This window comes from Colwellia sp. MB3u-55 (assembly GCF_014076785.1).
Lineage (GTDB): Bacteria > Pseudomonadota > Gammaproteobacteria > Enterobacterales > Alteromonadaceae > Colwellia_A.
The window spans coordinates 19,946-42,060 of sequence record NZ_JACGUS010000071.1 but is presented as its reverse complement, the minus strand read 5'-3'; the positions used below and the strand labels follow the sequence as shown (position 1 = coordinate 42,060).

The window sequence follows — 22,115 nt, the reverse complement described above, 5'->3', positions numbered from 1 at the left end:
AACAAAAAGCGCTACACCTTGAATCTCTCCCATTAAGGTCTTACATCTACATCATCATTTAATAAAGAATACCGCATTATGAGCAATCCATTATTAACAGTTTCAGATTTACCCCAGTTTTCTCAAATCAAGCCTGAACATATCAAGCCTGCTGTTGAGCATGCGATAGCAGAATGCAAAAAAGTGATTGCAGCAGTGCTTGAAGCAAAAACATTTACCTGGGCTAATTTAATCATGCCTACTGATGAAGCTGACGATACGTTAAGTAAGCTATGGTCGCCGGTATCACATATGAATTCAGTGGTTAATAGTGACGAATTACGTGATGCATACGAATCATGCTTACCACTGTTGTCTGAATACAGTACTTTTGTGGGCCAGCATCAAGGGTTATATCAAGCCTACCAACAATTTGCCAACAGTGATGAATATTCACAATTAAGTATTCCTCAAAAGAAAGTCATTGAGAATGCCTTACGTGACTTTAAATTGTCGGGCATCGCTTTAAACGATAATGACAAAAAACGATACGGTGAAATTGTTACTCGTTTATCGGAGTTAAGCTCAACATTTGGCAATAATGTACTCGATGCTACGCACGCTTATAGTGTTAATATTACCGATAAAAGTGAACTTACTGGCTTACCTGACAGCGCTATAGAAGCCGCAGCAGAACTAGCAAAAGAACAAGAAAAACAAGGCTGGCTATTTACCTTAGACATCCCTAGTTATTTACCCGTAATGACTTACTGCAGCAATGCTATATTACGTGAACAGCTCTATCGTGGCTTTGTTACTCGCGCTTCAGACCAAGGTCCCAATGCCGGGAAATTCGATAACAGCGACATCATGAACGAACTATTACTACTTCGTCATGAATTAGCACAGCTATTGGGCTTTAATAATTTTGCTGAGAAATCAATTGCTACCAAAATGGCATCATCAACCACTGAGGTTTTAGACTTTCTAGAAAACCTAGCGGTAAAATCGAAGGTTCAAGGTCAACAAGACTTAGATGAAGTTAAATCTTTCACTGAAAAAGAATTTAACCAAACAGACTTACAAGCTTGGGATCTGCCCTACTATAGTGAAAAATTAAAGCAAAGCCGTTATGCTATTTCAGACGAAGAATGTCGCCCTTATTTTCCAGAAGAAAAAGTTGTAGCTGGCTTATTTGAAGTTGTTCATCGTTTATTTGGTATGAAAATTAACCAAGTAGCTAACATCGACACTTGGCACAAAGATGTGAAGTTTTATCAAGTATACGATCGCAATAATAATTTGCGTGGCCGCTTTTATTTAGATTTATACGCCCGCGCCCACAAACGTGGTGGCGCATGGATGGACGATTGTAAAAGTCGTCGTGAATTAGCCAATGGTGATATTCAATACCCAGTTGCCTACCTAACCTGTAATTTTAATAAGCCTATTGGTGATAAGCCTGCGCTATTTACCCATGACGAAGTGGTTACTTTATTTCACGAATTTGGCCATGGCATTCACCATATGCTGACACAAATTAACACCAGTGGCGTTTCAGGTATCGACGGTGTGCCATGGGATGCAGTAGAGTTACCTAGCCAATTTTTAGAAAATTGGTGCTGGCAGCCAGAGGCATTAGCCTTTATCTCAGGACACTACCAAACGGGTGAACCACTGCCGCAAGCTATGCTTGATAAAATGTTAGCGGCAAAGAATTACCAATCTGCGATGCAAATGTTACGTCAATTAGAATTCAGTATTTTTGATTTTAAAATGCATAAAGATTACCAACCTGCACAAGATAACTCTGGGTATATTCAGCAAACATTAAATCAAGTACGTGTAGAATATTCAGTATTGAAAGCCGCCGACTTTAATCGCTTTCAACATGGCTTTGGTCATATTTTTGGTGGCGGTTATTCGGCTGGTTACTACAGTTACAAATGGGCAGAAGTATTATCAGCTGACGCCTTTAGCCGTTTTGAAGAAGAAGGGATTTTTAATGCACAAGTAGGTAAAGACTTTCTTACTAATATATTAGAAAAAGGTGGTTCTGAGGAGCCGAGTGTATTATTTAAAGCTTTCCGTGGTCGAGAGCCTAAGATCGATGCTTTACTTCGTCACTGTGGTATTGAAGGATAAATAACGCGGTCAGTTAACGTAAAACACTGAGTGTATTTAAAGAGAACTCACTTTTTAAATACACTCAGTACCCGCCCTATAATTTGGCTTCGGCTCACCGGACCAAATTGTTCAACAGCAATACTCGATAAGTTTTCACCTTTACACCAAATAAAGCCATTGCCATCAATTAATGCTACTGTTTTTATGATGACCCCGTATTGACGGTGATGAACTAATATTATTTGTTCTGGTTTTATCTGTAGGGACTTCCACCAGTGACACACCAGCACATAACTATATTCAGGGATGCGCGGAAACATACTATGTCCAGTGACTTTCCAAATTTTAAAGCCTAAAAACGTCATGTGTTTAGTGTAGGGCGCATTAGATTTCGCGAATAAGTACATTGAGCCACAAAGGTTGTTTCGACTACGACTAACAGTGGCTTATAACTTTTAGAAGCAATACCACAATGCGCCACCACAGTGGCGAAATTGACTTTATTATCGAGTTTCTTAATTAAGTGATATAGCATAGTGCACCCTCATTTATCTATTTTATAGCAGACATTCCGTTAATGAACAGTCCCTTGGTTTTCATCAAGTTGCGCTTTAAATTCTTTCAATCCTTTTTGACATTTTTTACAAATTGAATATTTTCGTGAAAACAAGAGTACGGGCATAAAAGTCAATTGTAATGCTTTTAATGCAATAAGTTGTATGTCATCGCATTGTTGGCTATTTTGACTTAGTGCTAACATACGATGATGTGGAATTAGCAGATATTCTAACGAAACTTGGGGGTTACCCTTTGTTTCATAGAGTACCGCTAAATTATGACAAGTCCCTATCCATGCCATTAATAATTCAATATTCATGGTATCCACTGACCATAAATTATCAAGATATGAAGCGGCTTCTTTATAACAATATTCCGCTTGTACCCATTTTTTATTATCAAAAAATGCATTACCGTCACTCAATAAACGTTGCCATTGCCTCATAGTTCCCCCTTTCCTGTGTCAATAAGTTTAAACTGAATTAATTGATATTTTTGATGATTAACTACCAATAAAAACTTAATGATAATCATTCTCAATTAGATCTTCAAGGAGTATTTTATACTCTCCCCTATTATTTCTCTAATATGAAAAATAAAGTACCCTCTATCGGGGATTAACGGTAACTTGCTTCCCACCTTTTACTTGCACTGTGTTAATATTTTCTCTCGTAAAAGTAATTGCAACTTAAATAGAATATTTATGTCTTTAGAAAAATTCGACTCTCTATACCGACGCGCCGCAGAACGTAAGGGCGGAACTGCTGTGCTAAACCTATTACTAGGTGATACTCAACAAGATAATTTAGTCGCTAAACTAGGTGACGATAGAATTTTATCAGCCTTTACTAAAAAAATTTTTCAAAGTGGTTTTGTTTGGCGAGTGGTAGAAAATAAATGGCCAAACTTTGAAGAAATGTTTTTTAATTTTGATCTGACAAAAATACTGATGATGCCCGAAGAAATGCAAGAACGTAAAGCGGCTGATGCTCGAATTATTCGTAATTTTAATAAAGTAAAAACTATTCAAGCTAATGCCCATATGATGTTTGATGAAATACATAGCGATAATAGCCAGCACGATAGTTTTGCTAAATTTATTGCGGCATGGCCAAGCAATAACATGATAGGTTTATGGGATTACTTAAAGAAAAAAGGTCAACGTTTAGGCGGTAATACAGGACCTTATGCTTTACGTGCTATTGGTAAAGATACTTTTTTATTAACCCGTGACATTGAAGCTTATTTTCGTGCGAATAAAATTATTGACGGCGGACTGCAAAGTAGAAAAAGCTTAATCGCCATTCAAAATGCCTTTAATCAATGGCAAAGTGAAAGTGACTTATCACTGAGTCAACTCAGCCGCTTAGTTGCCTATGCAACCGGTGATAACAATGTTCAAATAGAGTTTGATTAATGGATATATCTAAAATAGCCGTTGGGTACCTTGATAAAACCGATGTTGATTTAGCTAAAAAAATTGCTAAAAAATGGCAATTAGCCTATATCGGTGACAGCGCTTCAGTTACTAAGCATCCAAGCTTACTTTTTTTATTACAAGTCAACTTTCAAGAATTAGAACTGATCAAACTTGATGAGCCTAAACTCGGTGCTATTAAAGTAGACTTTGTTGATGGCGCAGTTGCCCATCGACGAAAATTTGGTGGAGGGCGTGGCCAAGACATTGCTAAAGCGATTGGGCTAAAACATGGTTTTACCCCACATGTACTTGATGCTACCGCAGGCTTAGGACGAGACTCTTTTGTATTGGCTACCTTAGGTTGTACAGTAACCATGAAAGAACGTATGCCTATTGTCGCAGCACTGCTAGAAAATGGCTTAGAACGCGCTAAATTGAACAGTGAGGTCAGTGATATTGCCAGTCGTATGTCACTCGTTCATGCGGCAACGATTGAAGAGGTGTCATTCACTCAGCAACCTGATGTTATTTATCTCGACCCTATGTATCCACATCGTGAAAAGTCGGCCGCAGTGAAAAAAGAAATGCGCGTATTCCAATCACTCGTCGGTGAAGACTTAGATGCAGATGATTTACTTGAACCAGCATTGAAGTTAGCTAAATATCGCGTTGTGGTTAAGCGCCCAAGTTATGCGCCACCCTTAAATAACAAAACGCCTTCAACTAGTATAAAAATGAAGAAGAATCGTTTTGATGTTTATGTGAATCAGGCTATTCCTAAAAACAATTAACCTAGTATCCCGAGTTTAAACAGTCGTTAACATCAATTAATGGACTGTGCTGTATTTGCGCAAGCCCATGAAAAAACTTTCACGGGGCTTGCGATATATTTTAGCCTCTAGAGTTAAAATTAATCAGATTTAACCACAACACACTTCATACTTCATACTTCATACTTGCTCAGTAAAATCTTGTCATAAAACCGTAACAAAGATCAGTAAGAATCAGCATTAATTTATCTGTGAATACCCTTCAAGGATTGACTATGCGAGTATCAAGTTTTTCACGATTGTCTGTTATTGCCATCAGTATTTTTGCTGTCATATTCGTTGCAACCATGTATCATGTTGGCACTTCTCTTACATCAAGTAGAAGCCAGTACGCTGAATATCATGCATTGAAAACGTTAACCACCGTGAAGTTTTATCGCACCATTGCAACCTATCTACAAAACGGTGATGCCAGCCTGCTTAATACCGCCCAAGAGCAACTCAACGAAATAATTACACGCTCAACGAGCTTAGATATTGGTAACTTAAGCCATAACATTACTGAAGAAGCGGGCAAACTTAATAAAAATATTGAAACAAAATATCGTGCTATGGGTAAGTTAAGTGGTAACCCACTCGCTTTGCTTCGTAACAGTGAACAGAACATGGTTGCCATTACTCACTCGCTGATAAAATATGCCTCTGAGAGTGAGGCGCTAGACGAACAGCAACGCATAAATTATTTAGTAACGATGGGCAATATTGCACGCGCATTAAACCATTTAATCAACACGCGTGAAAAGTCGTTCCTTAGCCAAAACATTAGCGATACTGGCTTTAAAAATGCGTTACAAGAATTAGCACAACTGCATCAACAATTAACAAATTATCCTTTATTAGCTATTTTCCTTGAAAGCGACAATGATAGTGATGAAGATGACTTTTTTTCCAATGACGATGATAAAGAAGACATTAGCGAAGAAGCGATTGATGAACTCAATTCACTCATTAATCGTTATCAAAGTGAGTTTGAAAACACCCTAAATTCACAGAATCAGCGCACCGCTGGCTTAGCATTGCTCAAGCAAAATGTTACCGCGTTGGAAGGTATTATTCTTATCGCCGAAACAGAAATATTAAAAAAACAACAAGTGTTGAACCAGCAACTTTATCGAATAGTTATTGGTTTGCTATCCTTTTTAATCTGTTTCTTAGTCGCCAATTACTGGTTGCAACGCAGCGTGATTTTGAATCCATTACGTAAGTTAAGAAACGGTTTTGTTCAACTCGTTGAGCAAGGAAAGGTCGATAACATTACGGATATTCCAGCAAAAACTGAATTGGGCGAAATATCTTCGAGCTTCAATAAAATGGTGAATAAACTTGCACAAGATGATAAAGCGAAAGCACAACAACTTGATTTAGTGGCTAAAGCATTAACAACCATGGAGAGCCAAGTTAAAAACATTTATCAATCATCAAAGAGTACCAGCACGCATGTACAAGGTGCTCGCGAAATTATGAATGCATTAGGCCAAGCGACTGAAACGGTAAATACGTTGTCCGAGCAGGTAGTAAATAACGCACAAGCGACTCAACAGGCAATGGAAACAAGTCAAAGCCGAGTTGCACAAGTGCTCGCTGCAAGCGATTCAACCAGTATGGCTGCACAACAAAGTAAAACTGCGATAACCTCACTTTTTCAATCTGTTGACAGTGTAACTTCTATCGTTGATGTTATTGGCGCAATTGCGGATCAAACTAATTTATTGGCGTTAAATGCAGCGATTGAAGCAGCAAGAGCAGGTGAACACGGCAGAGGCTTCTCGGTTGTTGCTGATGAAGTGAGACAACTTGCTGGTAAAACTCAAGATTCGCTTAAACAAATATCTCAACGTTTAGATCAGCTACAAAGTGCAAGTAACTCAATTGAAAAAACAATTATTGATATTGAAAAAGCGTCATACAACCAAAAAACAATTGCCGACCAATTACAAGAAACGGCTTTAGAAGTTACTGGCCAAGCGAAATTATCAGCCACCGTCGCACAAGACTCCCTTACGCAAATAACATTGCAACGCCAGCACTTTATTGCGTTTGAACGCGCAATGAGTAATGTTGATAAAGAAGTGAGTAACTCTCAAGAGCTTGCTAATATCATTTCTATTGATGTGAATAGCCATGTCAATGATATTGGTTTAACACTCGATAAAAGAGCCTAACGTTAAAAGTTATTTTAGTTATATTTATCGATAAATAGATGCATCTCTGCGTTCTATCTTCTAAAATAAGCGTAGTAATGAGATTTTTTGAGGCTTTTATGGCAAAAGCACTTTGTAAATGGAAAAAAAAAGACATAGAAAAAAGTCTTCATGAGCTTGCGCATATTGTTGATAAACCACGTTTTATCTGCAAAGACTGCGCGCGTTCCGCACACGATAAAAATTTTTTATGTAAAGCGATAACGCTTCCACTAAACCATCCACCGAGTTAACCCTTAAAATAAGAAGAATTTTTATGATTGAAGAAAATAAATCCATGCCTTCAGGCGAATTGTCACAGTTAAAAGACGGCAATATGATTACCCATAATACCGATGAGCTTTTTGCCAACAAAAAAGTGGTGTTATTTGCCGTTCCCGGTGCCTTCACCCCAACGTGTTCAGCCGCTCATTTACCCGGTTATGTTGTATCAGCTGATGAATTAAAAGCTAAAGGAGTCGATGCCATTATCTGTTTATCGGTAAATGATGCTTTTGTAATGAATGCGTGGGGCGAGGCACAAAATGCTGAAAATATTATGATGCTTGCTGATGGTGACGGTAGCTATACGAAAGCACTTGGTTTAGTTATGGAAACAGCCAGCTTTGGTGGCTTACGCTCTCAACGTTATGCTATGGTCATTGAAAACGGCATCATTATTAATTTACATGTTGAGAAACCTAAAGAATTTGACGTCAGTAAAGCTGAAGCTATTTTAAAAACGCTATAAGTTAATGATAATGATTTGCGTTAGTTATCTCATTGTTTTTTATGTATTTTAAATAATTTTTATTATGGTAACTTACGCTTTTTAGCTTGTAACACACACACAAAACAGGCAAGATTAGATTATATATATTAATGAGGCACTATCATGTTAAAACCTGAAATGGTCAAGCAACTAAATAATCAAATAAACTTAGAGTTTTACTCGTCAAACTTATACTTACAAATGAGTGCTTGGTGTGAAGAGAAAGGCTTTGAGGGTGCCGCAACATTTATGCGTAAACATGCGGCAGAAGAAATGGACCACATGACACGTTTATTCACGTACGTCAGTGAAACCGGCGCGTTACCTATTATCGGTACGGTTGAGTCACCACCACACGAATTTAAGTCATTAGCTGACATATTTGAAAAAACATACGAGCATGAATGCCATATTACTGAACGTATCAATACATTAGCGCATCAGGCATTTACGAACCAAGATTATTCAACGTTTAACTTCTTGCAATGGTATGTCGCAGAGCAACACGAAGAAGAAACCTTATTCAAAAGTGTTTTAGATAAAATTAACTTGGTTGGCCATGACGGTCATGCGTTATTTTTTGTTGATAAAGATTTAGCAGAAATGGCTAAAGTAGGTACTACAAGTATCATGACGGGCGCACCCGTTTAGTCACAATCAATAATACACCAGATAGAAAGGGCTTCTATATGAAGCCTTTTTAGATGATATCCTATCATTATTCGTTAAAAACGTATCCTTCACCACGAAAAGTTTTAATCTGTGATTTATCAGTATTCACTAATAACTTTTTTCTGATGGTTGAAATATGCATATTAATACTTCGATTAGACTCGACCAGACTACGCTTAAATATATGCTCAGCGATACTTTCACGGGTCACTAGTTGTGGAAAATCACTCATCAGCAACCACAATAAATTAAATTCTAATCCGGTCATTGTAACCAAACGGTTGCAGCAATAAACTTCTCGACTACCTGGAAAAATTTCTACATCGGCGATTATAATTTTATCAGATACCAACATTATATTGTTTGATCAAACAAACTCACTTTATAACCAGTAGGAGCAGTGTCATCAACTTCAACAACCATAAATTGCTCTTTCGATTCTTCATCTAGGACGAGTTCAAAAGCATTCAAGATAATCTCACTGCTGTTGTCTTTAGCAACCACATAAACTTGGTAGGTATTATTTTTTAAATACACGAGTTCGCTGTTGGCAAAGCTAACGGCTTTTTTATAAAAAGCACTCTCAATGGTTTCATCACTTCGGACAAAATAAATAGTAAACGTACCAAAATCAGTACTGTCGACAAGATTAACCATTTTAATTTCATGATCATAAATACTTGTTCTACTACTATTACTAACGACTAACGAATGCACATTTAGCTTTATCTCATCAATATTACCATCACCGTCTTCATCAACATCACCATCTCCATCGTCATCAACAGCCACTTCATCAATATAAAAGAAAGCGGTTTTATGGCTATTTTCCCCTAAAGAAAGTAAATGGTTTTTCAACAATAGTTCATTTCCATCACCGACAACCAAATCGACACTGTAGTCTCCTTTAGCAAGTTCAATAGGCTGACTTAACACACCTAACGATAAGGCTTTAATTTCTGGAGAGTCGTCTACACCATTTAAATATAAGGAAAATTCACCTTGATAATCAGGTAGCAAATCATGCTTACCAATCGCATTGTACGCATTAATTTTTGCTTCTGAGTCAGAATCAATAAATGATTCTATGAGTGAATTAGACATTTTATCAAGGATATATGGTGAGCTTCCCACGCCATTATTTTCACGTATTGCGATGATATATTGGCTACTGTATGAAAAGCTTATATCATTCGATTGAAACAAAACTTCAGTGCTTCCTGGTGTTGTGATATAAAAAATATAATCATCTTGATCAAATTTTTGATTAACCGATAATTCTTGATAACTGTAGCTACCAATAAAGTTAGCTTCATTGAAGGTTTCATCGGCTTTAGATAAATAGACATCGATACCTTCGCTATCGTCATGCATATTCAACACTCTAAAATTGAAGCGATCGTAGCTATCATCATCTTCATCATCAATAATATCTATATCGTAAGTGGTCACTGAAGGCGCTAAAATATCTTCTCCGATGACAATCAATTGAATCGCATCATTGTTAATTTTGATACTATTGGTATAAACGACCGTTAAGTCGCTACTGTCTGTGCTATCGCCATCTTGCCACGCCAGTTCATAGAAGTAAGAACCATTGTCTACAATGTTTGTGTTCGATGCACTGCCATAAGGGATACCGTTATAAGTAAACTCAATATCATCGTCACTTGTCGAAAAATCTTCATCTATCGTTAAATAGATCGCAGGAGAATTCTTCGTGGTGTTGTAGAGCTTCACATAACCTTCTGCATTAGAGTCACTATCAGACCCACCGCAAGCTGATAGACTTAATATTATCGTCATTACCATTAAAAACTTTATTCTTTTAATGCAAAGTATGTACTTTTTAGTATTCATTGACTCACCTAACTCTTTATTGTTGTCTGCGCTTTATTAGCCGTTTAAATATTGCCAATGAAATTTTGGCAGCTTCAATGGCAATAGAGTCAAGTGCTGCTGATTAGTTCTGACCTTTACACAATCTTTGCATTTCTTTATCTTGGTGGCTTTTTGTTTAGACAACATCTCGTGTAATAACACGACTATTCAAGATATAATGATTTATAAGAAATAAAGTAAACTTAAAATCATAGGAAAATGCTTTGCAAATTGACGTGTTAGTTATTGGTGCAGGTGCTGCAGGATTGATGTGTGCGGCAACTGCCGGTTATCGCGGTAAGAAAGTCATTGTTGTCGATATGGGCAAAAAACCAGGCCGTAAAATACTGATCAGTGGTGGCGGACGCTGTAATTTCACTAATGAAAATGCCCGTGCGGAACACTATATTTGCCAAAACCCTCACTTCATAAAATCAGCATTAAGTCGTTATTCAGCACAAGACTTCATTGAACTTGTTGAACGCCATGGCGTAAATTATCATCATAAAACATTAGGGCAATTATTTTGTGATGACAGTGCAAAAGATATTGTTGACGTTTTGATGACCGAATGTGATTGGGCAGGCGTTGACGTTAAAATGCGTAATGAAGTACTCTCAGTCACTAAAACTGACAGTGGTTACCAAGTCCAAACAACAGAAGCCAGTTATAGCTGCAAATCATTAGTGGTCGCTTCTGGCGGCCTAACAATGCCAAAACTTGGCGCAAGTCCTATTGGCTATAAAATAGCAGAACAGTTTGGCTTGAATGTATTACCAACAACAGCGGCATTAGTGCCTTTTACTTTGCATGATCACGATAAAACCCGCTTTGATGGTTTATCTGGTATAAGTATATTTACTGAAGTCGCTAGTGACAGCGGCGAAACCTTTAAAGAAAATATTTTATTTACCCATCGAGGTTTGTCTGGCCCCGCCATTTTGCAAATATCCTCTTTTTGGCAAGCAGGTCAAGAAGTAACCATTAATTTGTTACCCGATCACAGCTTAAATGACATCATCGCTGAATGGCGCCAGCATCAGGCGCAAAAATCGCTTAAAAATTTGCTCGCGACCTTACTACCCAAAAGGTTCATTGAGTGCTTAATTGAAAGCAAAGACATTCCAGACAAAGCGGTTAATCAACTCAACCATGCAGAAATTCAGGCCATTCATGCTTTTATTCACCAATGGCAAATCAAGCCCAATGGCACTGAAGGTTATCGAACAGCGGAAGTTACACTTGGCGGTGTTGATACCGACGAATTATCTTCAAAAACGTTTGCCGCCAAAAAGAGCGATGACTTGTATTTTATTGGTGAAGTGATTGACGTTACTGGCTGGTTGGGGGGTTATAATTTTCAAGCGTGCTGGGCTCAAGGAGTGGCAACCGGCTTGGCGGTAGTGTAATAAATAATAGTATCTTAGTCTGCGCTATTCCGGTTGTTATTCTAACGTCTACTGACTCGACTAAGAACTTCGCCCTATTAAGCGACTATTCATCAGTAGTTATACAGATTTGTTAAATCCCTTATTAACAAATCTGGTTACGCCCATTACATTTCGCTTGGTATAAGCGTTTATCTGCATTATTCATTATTTGGTCAATCGATTTGATCTCATTTGAATTTTCTACCACACCCACTGATACTGTGATCTTTAATGATTGATTTTCAAAAGGAATAATAAGGGTTTCTATTGATGCTCTTATTCGTTCGGCAATGATACTGGCATTATTTTTGTCGGTATTAGGTAATAATATGGCAAATTCTTCCCCACCCACCCTAGCAAAAGTATCATAGCTTCTGAGGTGCGTCTGAACATTGTCTGCAAAACCCTTTAAAAATGCATCACCGGCAGCATGACCAAATTTATCATTAATATGCTTGAACTTATCTAAGTCCAAAAACATTATTGAAAATATTTTGTTTTTACTGCTACTTCGATTGAACTCGGCCTCAGCTTTTTCATAGAAATAGCGGCGATTATAAATACCGGTAAGAGAGTCGGTAGTAGCAAGCTTTTGAAATTGTTCAGACATAAGCTGTAACGCTCTCGCGTTTGCCTTTTTTTCTGTAATATCTGTGATGTACATATAAAGGTAATCATTGTGAACAATCTGTTCGGTAACGAGAAACCACTTACCATCTTGGGTATCGACTTCAAATGCTCGATAAGGACAACTTCTTCTCTTCGCTGAGGCATGAGATAACCAAGCTTCTAAAGTTGTAAATTCAATATTAATCCCTTTTGAACTATTGAAGCAGTCTGCACTTAGCTCAGAAAAGCTTTTGTTAAGCGCCTCTTTAGCAGACATACCAAATAATCGACCAATAGCATCATTACAATAAATGAGACGATCATCTCTATTGAAAATTCCTACTCCATCTTTAGTTAATGCTAAAGACTCAATGATTATCTTCTCAATTGAAATGTCCATCATTTACTTATCCCATTACAAAGATACCGCTAATGTATCTTAGCTAACTCCCAGAGTGCTGTTAACTTATCGACAAATAATTTATCGCCTGCATTTGTCGAAGCAACAAACAGTTTAAAATTAGTGTCATCAAGACGAGTAACCGTCACTATGGTATTTTCATCTGTTGCTTTGCCATAAGTAACACTGATGTCTTTAATCTCGTGAAATTGGACTTTTTCAAGCTGGAAACCATCATTGTCATCTTGCCAATAAGAGAACACTTCTTTATCGGTAAAGCCATTTCCGTCATCACGAATAGTTAGAAAAGCATCACTATAAAAATAATGGATCGTTTCATCGGCAGCAACAACATTCTGTCGATAAAGATATTTCATGTCGTGTTGCATAATTTCATTTTGCGAAATAACCGAATCACTTGGCAAAAAAGGCGTTTCTTGGGCGACGGTTAAACTCAGCAGTGGTAAACATAATATAATCGCAACAATGCTGTGTATATTCCATCTTGAATTGTACTGAATGGCCTCACTGTTTCGATCGTTAATACTATTAATGTATTTTACAAAAGGAATGAAGAGTAAAGGTAATAGCATTATTAACACATTCAGAACCTTTTGCTCTGTATAGTTACCCACTAATGAGAGTATTAAATACACCAATGCAAAAATTACCGCTATAAAAGGCAGCATCACTTTGTTTTTATCAAAACGTTCAATACTGTCATTTTTTAATGCTAAAAATAGTGGATAGAACCAAATGATAGAAAAGAAACCTCGTACGATTGGCATGATATCGCTTTGCTGCTTTTGTTTAATAACCTGCCAATTTCGATACATCCAATAGGCACTATAAAGTCCAAAGGTAAAAAATGACAGGGTAATAAATTTAACTAGTGCTACTGGAAAAAAATGACTATTAGCAAATACCGGTCGTTTATTAGACTCGATTCGCCAGCTAACAAGAAGTGCAACCAAGCCGATAGCATAAGTCCACATTGCGATAAGCATCCAACTCGCTAAAGGGCTTTCTTCATCGTCAACGTCAACCGTACTGGTTGTCTGTTTCGCATATTTAGTAATGCCATAGTAAGCTTTACTTCTTAACGTTTTTCTTGCAGCAAGATAACTTTCCACTTCATTTGCCGGAATATGATCAGTCTTAGAGCGGTATTCAAAGGTTAAGTTTAAGATATTATCGGTAAAGGAAACATCGCGTTTAAAAAAGAAAAAATCATTGTCTTCAACGAAGCTATCATCATCAAATTCCCAGTTTTGTTCTTCGAATTCTAAGGTGATTTTATTAATAATATTATTTGGGTAAGCGAACCACAGCGGCGCAACTCTTGCGACTTGCTTGGGCTTATAAACAGCATTTCTGATATCCGTAGGATAGAAGCTTCTTTCATAATCAACCTCTCCTTTTTTCCAAAATTCGTTAATCGTGTAGCTTTCGGCTAATTTCAAAACGCCTGTTGAATAATCTGTTGTAATATCAACGGCGGAAGTAGCTGTTAATTTAGGATAAGTACTTTGATAAAAGGTTTCATAGTCTGTGGAAAGTTTCTTTTTACCCGCTTGTTCAATTTGACTGTGCTTAGTTTGTGCGGTATCACCTAAATATTCACTGACAATATAATAGGGCACTGCTTGCTCTACATTTTCGCCAATAACATAACGGTCTTCAACATGAGTATAAGAATTTGAATGACTATTAGCCATTGATGTTAATGCTGTTTCTCCCGATTTGACTACCAAGGCAAATCCATAATCCGGTTGAAAAAGATACGCTAAACGTCCTTCTTGATAACTTAACGTCGGATCTAACCAAATACGTTTACCATTAAATTCTAAGGTAACAATAACGTGATTAAACAAATTAACCGCAGGGAGTTGTTCAACAAGAAATTTAGTTTCTTCGGTATTAACTAAGGCGGGATATGCATCAATGCCCAATGCGTTTAACAGCGTAATAAACAATAAGGCTTTGTCTTTACAGTCGCCATATTTCAACGCTAAGGTTTCATGGGCCGGTGTCGGTAAATGGGAATTAACCCCCATTTCTAAGCCAACATAGCGTATATTGTCTTGCGTATATTTTAATGCTGCTGCAATTTGCTCTGCTTGGCTTTTATTTTTTTGCTGAAGCTCATTAGCAATTTCAATAATCGTTTTATGTTGTTCACTCGGTTGATATAAGGTTTCAGCCCAGACAGCAACATCGCCCCAGTTTTTACTTTCACTAAATGATACTAAGCCATAAGGTTCATACCAACCCGGCACTTCGCTTGCTGATGACAGTGTTTCAGCGTTATGCATATGCACTTGGTATTCGGTGTACTCACCCAGCTTTTTTTCTGTAATTGGCACTGACACATTGCGCGTGCTGGAAAATAAAGGCTTACTTTTCCCCCAAAGCACTCGAACAAATTGATCTCGTACTGGCACACTCCAACTCAGTGTTCGGCTATAAGCAAAAATACCTTTATAAACCGGGTTGTCGCCATAACGCGTAAAACTATAATCAAGGTTGTCACCCTCTTGAATATCGTCAATAAGGATATTGAGTGTTAAGGAGCCATTGTAAATTTGATTTTCTAATTCGGTTTCTCGGTTTAATAATGAAATCTTTGCACTCGACAATTTGTCAATACGTTGCCCATCTCGAATAACGAACAAGGTATTGAGTACCAGCTTTCGGTAAGTAGGGTCAAAATCAAGATTTATTTGCGAGATATAATCAACACCAGCTTGGTTTACAACTGTTTGAACATAGCGAGAATACCAAGCACTTTGTTGTTTTTCAGATAATTTCCTTTGTGAATCCAGTAATTGATAAAATACACCATCGGTTATTTCGTCTACGGGAATGTCTTTTGCTAGTGTGATATCACGAAACTCAACCCAAGTAGGGGCTGCTTCAATATAAATGTCATCATATTTTTCGCCGTGCGTTAAGCCGCTCAGTAAGAGTAATAAGGCACTAACGATAAATATTTTTATTGGGGGTAAAGAATTGAAAATACGCAAAAAAAATCCTTTTTTTTATTATTTAGTTAGTTTGCCTTTAATTAGGTCAATAAAGCAACATTTTTAACAACATTAGCGATGCGAATCAAAAGCTCCACTGCCTATAAAAGTAAAGTCCGCTTAGGTTTTTCTTGCTATGCTTGTCGAGCTACAATGCCGCCCTACAATTCAAGCGTAAATAATCTATGACTATAAATATAGAAACCAGTAACTGCCCTCTTTGCCAACAAAAAAATTGTTGTGATGTCGATTCACCTAAGCAATGTTGGTGCACTCTAGAAAAAGTGCCCAAAGCCTTAATTCAACAAGTTCCCGGTAAAGCCAAGGGTAAAAGTTGTATCTGCCAAGCATGTATTAAAAAATTTAATTTAACTGAAAAAGATAACTTCACCGCACTGTAACGTAATTCCCAACTCGCTAATTTTTAAACATTTAGTACTGCAAGTACTTAATCAGCAGAGGAAAAACACTTTGCCTATTTACTGTAAATGATACTACTGAATGTTTTCTCTTTATGTCCTAATACCAAGGAAAAGCAATGTTAGCTGATGCACAAAAAATAGCGGTAACATTAACTGAAACTCGTCGCCCGTGGAGCGCTACAGCAACGTTAGGGTTAACCTTACTGTTTTTTATCCTCTACTTTATTATTTCGATTACTGTTCTTGCTATAGCCGCAGGCATAGAAGTCGCCGCACCAGGAATGAGTATAGATCGCGTCCTAACCGCTGGAGTAAAAATAAGTCAAAGATTAGCACTCGATGGTGACTTTAATGCGATTAACTATCTGATCACGGCTTTATGTTTAACCCCCTTGATCTTTTATTGCGCAGCAAGAAGAAAGCTAACAACAGCTGCGGCCTATTTAGGTTTTAACAAATGGCCAAATAAAGCCAACTTCATTAATTATAATGTTGTCCTAATAGGTTATTTTATCTTTTCTTACTTTGCCTCAGATGCCTTAGGTATAAAAACGCCACAAAGTATGATAAATATTTATAACACTACTGATTATCTATTCTTGCTCTTTATTGCCGTCGTGATAGCCGCCCCATTTTTTGAAGAACTTATTTTTAGGGGCTTTATCTTTAAAGGATTAGCAAGCTCGCCTTTAGGTGTTATTGTTACGATTATTATAACCAGTGTGTTATTTACTTTAATTCATGCGGGCCAGTACGATATAAACATACTCGTGGTATTATTTCCTTTAGCCATTATTTTAGGTGTATCACGCTATAGTAGCGGTGGTATTTACCTTCCGATTTACCTGCACTTTATAAATAATTTATACTCCAGTGTAACTATGTATTTATTCATGAACTAGCTAGATAGCGATAACATTAACCCTAGTGAGTTTAATTCATTTCATTATTAACGATGAGCGTAGCAATGAACGAACTTTATCCAGAAATCACACCTTTTGATCATTTTTTATTACCCGTTGGTGACCAACATAAACTCTATGTAGAACAATGTGGTAATCCAAAAGGACAAGCCGTTGTTTTTATTCATGGTGGGCCAGGAGCTGGATGTTCAGCCAATGACCGACGTTTTTTTGATCCTGAGAAATATCTCATTATATTATTTGACCAACGTGGCTGTGGTCGTTCGTTGCCTTTTGGTAGTTTAGATAATAATAATACTCAGTTATTAGTTGCCGATATTGAGAAAATTCGTCTAAAGCTAAAGATTAAAAAATGGCATGCTTTTGGTGGTTCTTGGGGATCAACACTGGCTTTAGTCTATGCACAAACTCACCCTGAATCAGTGATCAGCTTGGTATTACGCGGTATTTTTTTAGGCCGTGCCGAGGATACTCGATGGGCATTTGAAGGAGGAGGTGGTACTCGAATTTTTCCTGATTATTGGCAAGAGTATCTTGATGCTCTGCCTAATGGTGAAATTCAGACCGGTGTTAAAACAGCCTACGACATTATGACAGGTGACGATAAAATAGCCGCAGAGCGAGTTGCACAAGCATGGGCTAAATGGGAGATCCGTTGTTGCACGCTAAAGCCTAACGAAGAGTTTGTTGCTGCACTCACCGGCGATGATTCTTCTTGGACTCTCTCTCGTCATGAGGCTCATTATATGGTGTATGGCTGCTTTTTATCGGAAAATCAGATACTAAAAAATTGTCATAAGATTGAAAATATTCCTATGGTTATTGTTCATGGCCGTTACGATATTGTCTGCCCTTTTGACAATGCTTGGCTCTTACATCAACAACTGCCAAATTCAACATTGTTCAGTACAATTGCTGGCCATGCTTCAATTGAACCTGAAACAAGAGATCAGTTAATTAATGCCACCAATAAAATGCTAACGCTATAATATTGTTTATTATGAGCTTTTTTTTAATGATATGGCTTGCTTACTTTCATTATTGTTAAAAGTACTACTGTAAAAAATAGTAATAATTCTCTACACTAAGCCAATAATTATACAATATAAAACGCTTAGGATTAAAAAATGAGAATTGCCCCCACAGTTCTTTTAGCATTAATAGTGGCTTTTTCAAGTCACTCATTACCTGTTAAAGACAACGTTACACATTATAAAGTGACTTTCGAAAACGCGGTTCATCATGAAGCGCGAATTTCGGTAACCTTTCCAGACATTGAAAGCCAAGTTTTGACCGTTCAAATGAGCCGCACCTCTCCAGGGCGCTATGCTTTACATGAATTTGCTAAAAACGTTTATAACGTGACTGCTGTAAACAGTATGGGCGAGCCCTTAGAAATTACGCGACCTAACCCTTATCGGTGGGCAATCGACAATCACGATGGTGAGGTAACCGTAACGTACACCTTATTTGGTGACCGCGCTGATGGTACTTATGCTCAAATAGACAGAACACATGCTCACTTGAATATTCCTGCTACGTTTATGTGGGCATCAAACCATGAGAAGCGTCCTATCAAAGTAACATTTGAACCTTTTAGTTCAACATGGAAAGTGGCCACTCAGCTACAAAAAACCCAAGATAAATATACCTTCACTGCCCCCAACTTAGCCTATTTTATGGACAGCCCAACAGAGCTTAGTGACCACCAAGTAAAAAGCTGGACTGTTCACTCAAATGGCAAAGATTACCAAATTAACTTAGCTGTGCATCACAATGGTCTAGAGGAAGATTTAGTTGAATTTACCCGTCAAGCTAAAGCTGTAGTTGCTGAACAAATTAAAGTTTATGGCGAATTACCTGCTTTTGATTACGGAGAATACACTTTTATTGCCTGTTATTTACCCCACGTCAATCGCGATGGCATGGAGCATAGAAACTCAACAATTCTCACTAATACTCAATCATTAGATGAAGGGAATTTTTCACAATTAGGCACCTTATCACATGAGTTCTTTCATGCTTGGAATGTTGAACGCATAAGACCTAAAGCATTAGAACCTTTTAACTTCAGTGCTCATAACATGACAACAAACTTATGGTTCGCCGAAGGTTTTACTTCTTACTATGACAAATTAATGATCCGCAGAGCGCAAGAGTCTACGGTTGATGAATACTTAAAAGCTGTTACCAAGACGGTTAATCAGGTTGAGCAAGTACCTGGTCGAAAATTTTTCACCCCTGAAGGTGCGAGTATGCTGGCAACGTTTACTGATGCGGGTACTGCTATTGATAAAACTAATTTTAGTAATATCTTTTTCAGCTATTACAGTTATGGCAGTGCCATGGCATTAGCACTAGATTTATCTATTCGCCAGCAATTTCCAGGAAAATCACTTGATGATTTTATGAGAAAAATGTGGACAGATTTTGGTAAACCAGTAATTCCTTACACCCGTGAAGATTTACGCCACACCTTAGGGGCTTTATTAAATAATGATACCTTTGCTAAGCAGTTCTTTGAGCAATATATTTATGGACAAGTAAAGCCTGATTACGCATCACTATTAACTCATGCTGGCTTAAAAGTAGTCAGTGCTCACCCGGGTGATGCTTTTTTAGGTCAGGTTAAATTTAATTTTAGTGGCGAAGCTGCCATTATTGAGAAACCAATAAAAATTGGCTCTCCTCTTTATCAAGCAGGTCTTGAACGCACTGACCAAATAGTTAAAGTAGGTCGAAGAACTATAGGTAACGACAGTCAATGGACAAGTGCATTAGGGCAATTTAAACCGGGCGAAAGTACAACGATTGAATACATTCAACGTGGTGAAAAACTATCAACCACGATTACCTTTATTGAAAATCCAGAAGTGAAAGTAATAGCCCTAGATGATGAAGAGATAAGCGAATCACAAAAAGCATTTTTATTGGCATGGCTTGGCGTAGATAAGCCAGAAGAAAATAGCGATAAAAATAAATAGAGTTCTAACTTCTAGCCTGTAAAAGTTATGCAAAAAGTAAAGTTAACCTTTCCATTAACTTTACTTCTTTCAATTGCTTATTGTAAGTTTACATTTTAATCACTTTTATATTACATTTATTACAAATGATAATTATTACCAATAAAGGCTTTATTTTTATGGTGATTCAGTTGTAATATATCAGCTATAATTTGTTGTTATGCTAAGAGCTAGTTTCTTTTTAGCGTATTTTATAGGACTTTTTTGTGTCATATTGCCAAGAAAAAATCGAAGAATTTACTCATCCCATAATTAATTTATTAGGCGACCAATTAACATGGCGCTGGGAAGACAGATTTTCCGCTATGCTGTCTGAATTCTCTCGTGATAAAAAAGATAAAACGCTAGACGCACTTCGCCAGCAATTTCAACATGAATGGAATAAAAAAACGGCAAAAAAAGCACCACATGAAATTAAAGAATACTTAGGTCCCTTAATTAAACTTAACAAAGATCAACTTATTTTAGCTCGACCTGCCACAGATTCAACACCAGCGATTATAGCGTTATGGTGGCCTTGGGGACACGGAGGCACGTATTCATTGCGTTTAGCCGTATTAGATTCACCTTATGAATACGATGAGTCTGCGCAAAGTGATGGAAAGCTCTTTAGTCGCTTAAAGAGCATGTTTTCTTAATGAACATCGACAATAAATCTGATATTACAGTCTCTTACTTTTAAATCTATACCCACCCAGTCTATTTAGGTTTTATTTGTCTATATGAAAATTAACACCTTGCTCTGATAATACCTTGATAAAGTCTCTTTTACTGCACTGTGCCACTTGCTGGCAAACAATCAGATATTTATCTATAGCAGGCTGATAGTCTTGCACTGCAGCCTCTTGTAACCAAAATAAAGCTTGGTTTAAATCTTTTTCTCCATGCTTACCTGTGATGTAAAGTTCAGCTAAATTAACTTGCCCAAGCTTGTAGCCTCTTTCAGCTGAGAGATTGAATTTTTCAAAAGCTAATTCAATATGGTTATCTATATAGCTCGCTTCTAAAAAAGCTAAACCTGAATTGTTCTGTCTTGCGCCGGGGAAGTAAGTACTACTTAAAAAACGCTTTTTCGCGGTTACAACAGGCTTACCCCTTAATTCATTTTTAATCGGTCTTTCAACCCGATAAATAGCACCTTGCGTGCGCATTTTATGTAATTCAGCGAAACTGTAATGATATTCTTTTCTTGAAAAAAAACTAAAGTGGGTTACATGCCCGACTCTAATGCTTTCATCTGCACCATGCTGCATACGATAAAATAATCGGCTATAGACCACGGTTGCTACATCACCGGTAATATCAACAATCTTCCCAATACGGTATTTTTCATTGGGTCGTAACTCACTAGAAAGATATCGAAAATCAACATGGTAGAAATCATTAACAGCAGGGTTTTCGATAAACTGATCAGACAATTGATGTTGTTTGATTTCACCTTGTACTAAGTAACTTAGGAACATTAACGTTAAAAGCGATCCTAAGAATTTGCTGATCAGTCGCCAAGCAGGAAATAGATTTTTCGATAACTCTTTTATCCGCTGTTTTGGCAAAACATTAACATCAGCTTTGCTCCAACATTGCTGGCATTGAATAACCGTGGTTTTTTTCACAGGATAAAAAGGAATACTTTCAATAAAAAAGAAGGCATATTTAATCACGCCTTTCACCTGATGATGCTTACAACCACAATCAGGGCAAGTTAACTCATTGATTATACTACCTTCAATTATTGATTCACTGTATTCCATTTTATACTCTTTTTTTATTCCATTATTTTTTATACCATTGGTACAAAAATCATACAAGCATTAATTACGAAAAGATTAGTAGACGTATATAGAAATAAAGTCGTGATAGTGA

At 37.2% G+C, this 22,115-nt stretch carries 20 protein-coding genes; 13 read left to right on the top strand and 7 right to left on the bottom strand.

The features are described from left to right. The first annotated feature begins 78 nt into the window (after positions 1-78). Positions 79-2,124 (top strand): oligopeptidase A, encoded by a 2,046-nt coding sequence (gene prlC / locus H4J66_RS03315; RefSeq protein WP_182170563.1) that lies wholly within the window; start codon positions 79-81, stop codon positions 2,122-2,124. A 47-nt stretch (positions 2,125-2,171) separates the two neighbouring features. On the opposite strand, the gene sodX is transcribed toward prlC, so the two are convergent. Both sodX and H4J66_RS03305 read right to left on the bottom strand, forming a co-directional pair. Continuing rightward, entirely contained in the window at positions 2,172-2,471 is a 300-nt protein-coding gene (sodX, locus tag H4J66_RS03310; protein ID WP_182170578.1) for a nickel-type superoxide dismutase maturation protease, read from the bottom strand. Positions 2,472-2,680: 209 nt separating this feature from the next. Continuing rightward, positions 2,681-3,109, bottom strand: a complete 429-nt coding sequence (locus H4J66_RS03305; RefSeq protein WP_182170561.1) for a hypothetical protein — start codon at positions 3,107-3,109, stop codon at positions 2,681-2,683. A 258-nt stretch (positions 3,110-3,367) separates the two neighbouring features. Between H4J66_RS03305 and H4J66_RS03300 the strand changes: the two genes are divergently transcribed. The 6 genes from H4J66_RS03300 (at position 3,368) to ftnA (ending at position 8,517) form a co-directional block, all read left to right on the top strand. Further along, positions 3,368-4,081, top strand: a complete 714-nt coding sequence (locus tag H4J66_RS03300; protein WP_182170559.1) for a DNA-3-methyladenine glycosylase I — start codon at positions 3,368-3,370, stop codon at positions 4,079-4,081. Beyond that, positions 4,081-4,875, top strand: coding sequence for a class I SAM-dependent methyltransferase (locus H4J66_RS03295; protein ID WP_182170557.1), 795 nt, complete (start codon positions 4,081-4,083; stop codon positions 4,873-4,875). The genes H4J66_RS03300 and H4J66_RS03295 overlap by 1 nt, the downstream gene beginning before the upstream one ends. Positions 4,876-5,129: 254 nt before the next feature. After that, on the top strand, positions 5,130-7,076 hold the full coding sequence (locus H4J66_RS03290) for a methyl-accepting chemotaxis protein (protein ID WP_182170555.1): 1,947 nt from the start codon (positions 5,130-5,132) through the stop codon (positions 7,074-7,076). Positions 7,077-7,153: 77 nt separating this feature from the next. After that, positions 7,154-7,348 (top strand): hypothetical protein, encoded by a 195-nt coding sequence (locus tag H4J66_RS03285; protein ID WP_182170581.1) that lies wholly within the window; start codon positions 7,154-7,156, stop codon positions 7,346-7,348. A gap of 23 nt (positions 7,349-7,371) precedes the next feature. Then, positions 7,372-7,845, top strand: coding sequence for a peroxiredoxin (locus H4J66_RS03280; protein ID WP_182170553.1), 474 nt, complete (start codon positions 7,372-7,374; stop codon positions 7,843-7,845). A 144-nt stretch (positions 7,846-7,989) separates the two neighbouring features. Then, positions 7,990-8,517 carry a non-heme ferritin gene (gene ftnA, locus H4J66_RS03275; RefSeq protein WP_182170550.1) on the top strand — a complete coding sequence of 176 codons (528 nt, stop codon included), beginning with the start codon at positions 7,990-7,992 and terminating at the stop codon, positions 8,515-8,517. 67 nt (positions 8,518-8,584) lie between these two features. Here ftnA and H4J66_RS03270 read toward each other — a convergent pair whose 3' ends face one another. Both H4J66_RS03270 and H4J66_RS03265 read right to left on the bottom strand, forming a co-directional pair. Then, entirely contained in the window at positions 8,585-8,893 is a 309-nt protein-coding gene (locus tag H4J66_RS03270) for a winged helix-turn-helix domain-containing protein (RefSeq protein ID WP_182170548.1), read from the bottom strand. Then, positions 8,893-10,398, bottom strand: coding sequence for a hypothetical protein (locus tag H4J66_RS03265; protein WP_182170545.1), 1,506 nt, complete (start codon positions 10,396-10,398; stop codon positions 8,893-8,895). The genes H4J66_RS03270 and H4J66_RS03265 overlap by 1 nt, the downstream gene beginning before the upstream one ends. A 245-nt stretch (positions 10,399-10,643) precedes the next feature. Here H4J66_RS03265 and H4J66_RS03260 point away from each other — a divergent pair, with 245 nt between their 5' ends. Beyond that, on the top strand, positions 10,644-11,828 hold the full coding sequence (locus H4J66_RS03260) for an NAD(P)/FAD-dependent oxidoreductase (RefSeq protein WP_259368643.1): 1,185 nt from the start codon (positions 10,644-10,646) through the stop codon (positions 11,826-11,828). 124 nt (positions 11,829-11,952) lie between these two features. Here the strand turns inward: H4J66_RS03260 and H4J66_RS03255 are convergent, their stop codons facing one another. Together H4J66_RS03255 and H4J66_RS03250 are read right to left on the bottom strand one after the other, a co-directional pair. Then, positions 11,953-12,861, bottom strand: coding sequence for a sensor domain-containing diguanylate cyclase (locus H4J66_RS03255; protein WP_182170542.1), 909 nt, complete (start codon positions 12,859-12,861; stop codon positions 11,953-11,955). Positions 12,862-12,887: 26 nt separating this feature from the next. After that, positions 12,888-15,884, bottom strand: coding sequence for a DUF3857 domain-containing protein (locus H4J66_RS03250; protein ID WP_182170539.1), 2,997 nt, complete (start codon positions 15,882-15,884; stop codon positions 12,888-12,890). Between the two features lie 185 nt (positions 15,885-16,069). Between H4J66_RS03250 and H4J66_RS03245 the strand changes: the two genes are divergently transcribed. The 5 genes from H4J66_RS03245 to H4J66_RS03225 all read left to right on the top strand — a co-directional run bounded on the left by H4J66_RS03245 (position 16,070) and on the right by H4J66_RS03225 (position 20,890). Further along, positions 16,070-16,285: a cysteine-rich CWC family protein gene (locus H4J66_RS03245; RefSeq protein ID WP_182170536.1), complete on the top strand. Its 216-nt coding sequence runs from the start codon at positions 16,070-16,072 to the stop codon at positions 16,283-16,285. A 137-nt stretch (positions 16,286-16,422) separates the two neighbouring features. Then, entirely contained in the window at positions 16,423-17,208 is a 786-nt protein-coding gene (locus H4J66_RS03240; protein WP_182170533.1) for a CPBP family intramembrane glutamic endopeptidase, read from the top strand. Positions 17,209-17,273: 65 nt separating this feature from the next. After that, the gene (gene pip, locus H4J66_RS03235) at positions 17,274-18,218 is read left to right on the top strand and encodes a prolyl aminopeptidase (RefSeq protein ID WP_182170530.1); all 945 of its coding nucleotides are present in this window, start codon (positions 17,274-17,276) and stop codon (positions 18,216-18,218) included. Positions 18,219-18,356: 138 nt separating this feature from the next. After that, positions 18,357-20,213, top strand: a complete 1,857-nt coding sequence (locus tag H4J66_RS03230; protein ID WP_182170527.1) for a M61 family metallopeptidase — start codon at positions 18,357-18,359, stop codon at positions 20,211-20,213. A 245-nt stretch (positions 20,214-20,458) separates the two neighbouring features. Then, complete coding sequence (locus H4J66_RS03225; RefSeq protein WP_070375238.1) at positions 20,459-20,890, top strand: hypothetical protein; 432 nt, start codon at positions 20,459-20,461, stop codon at positions 20,888-20,890. A gap of 72 nt (positions 20,891-20,962) precedes the next feature. Here H4J66_RS03225 and H4J66_RS03220 read toward each other — a convergent pair whose 3' ends face one another. Continuing rightward, positions 20,963-22,003 carry a tetratricopeptide repeat protein gene (locus H4J66_RS03220; protein WP_182170524.1) on the bottom strand — a complete coding sequence of 347 codons (1,041 nt, stop codon included), beginning with the start codon at positions 22,001-22,003 and terminating at the stop codon, positions 20,963-20,965. Positions 22,004-22,115 lie beyond the last annotated feature (112 nt).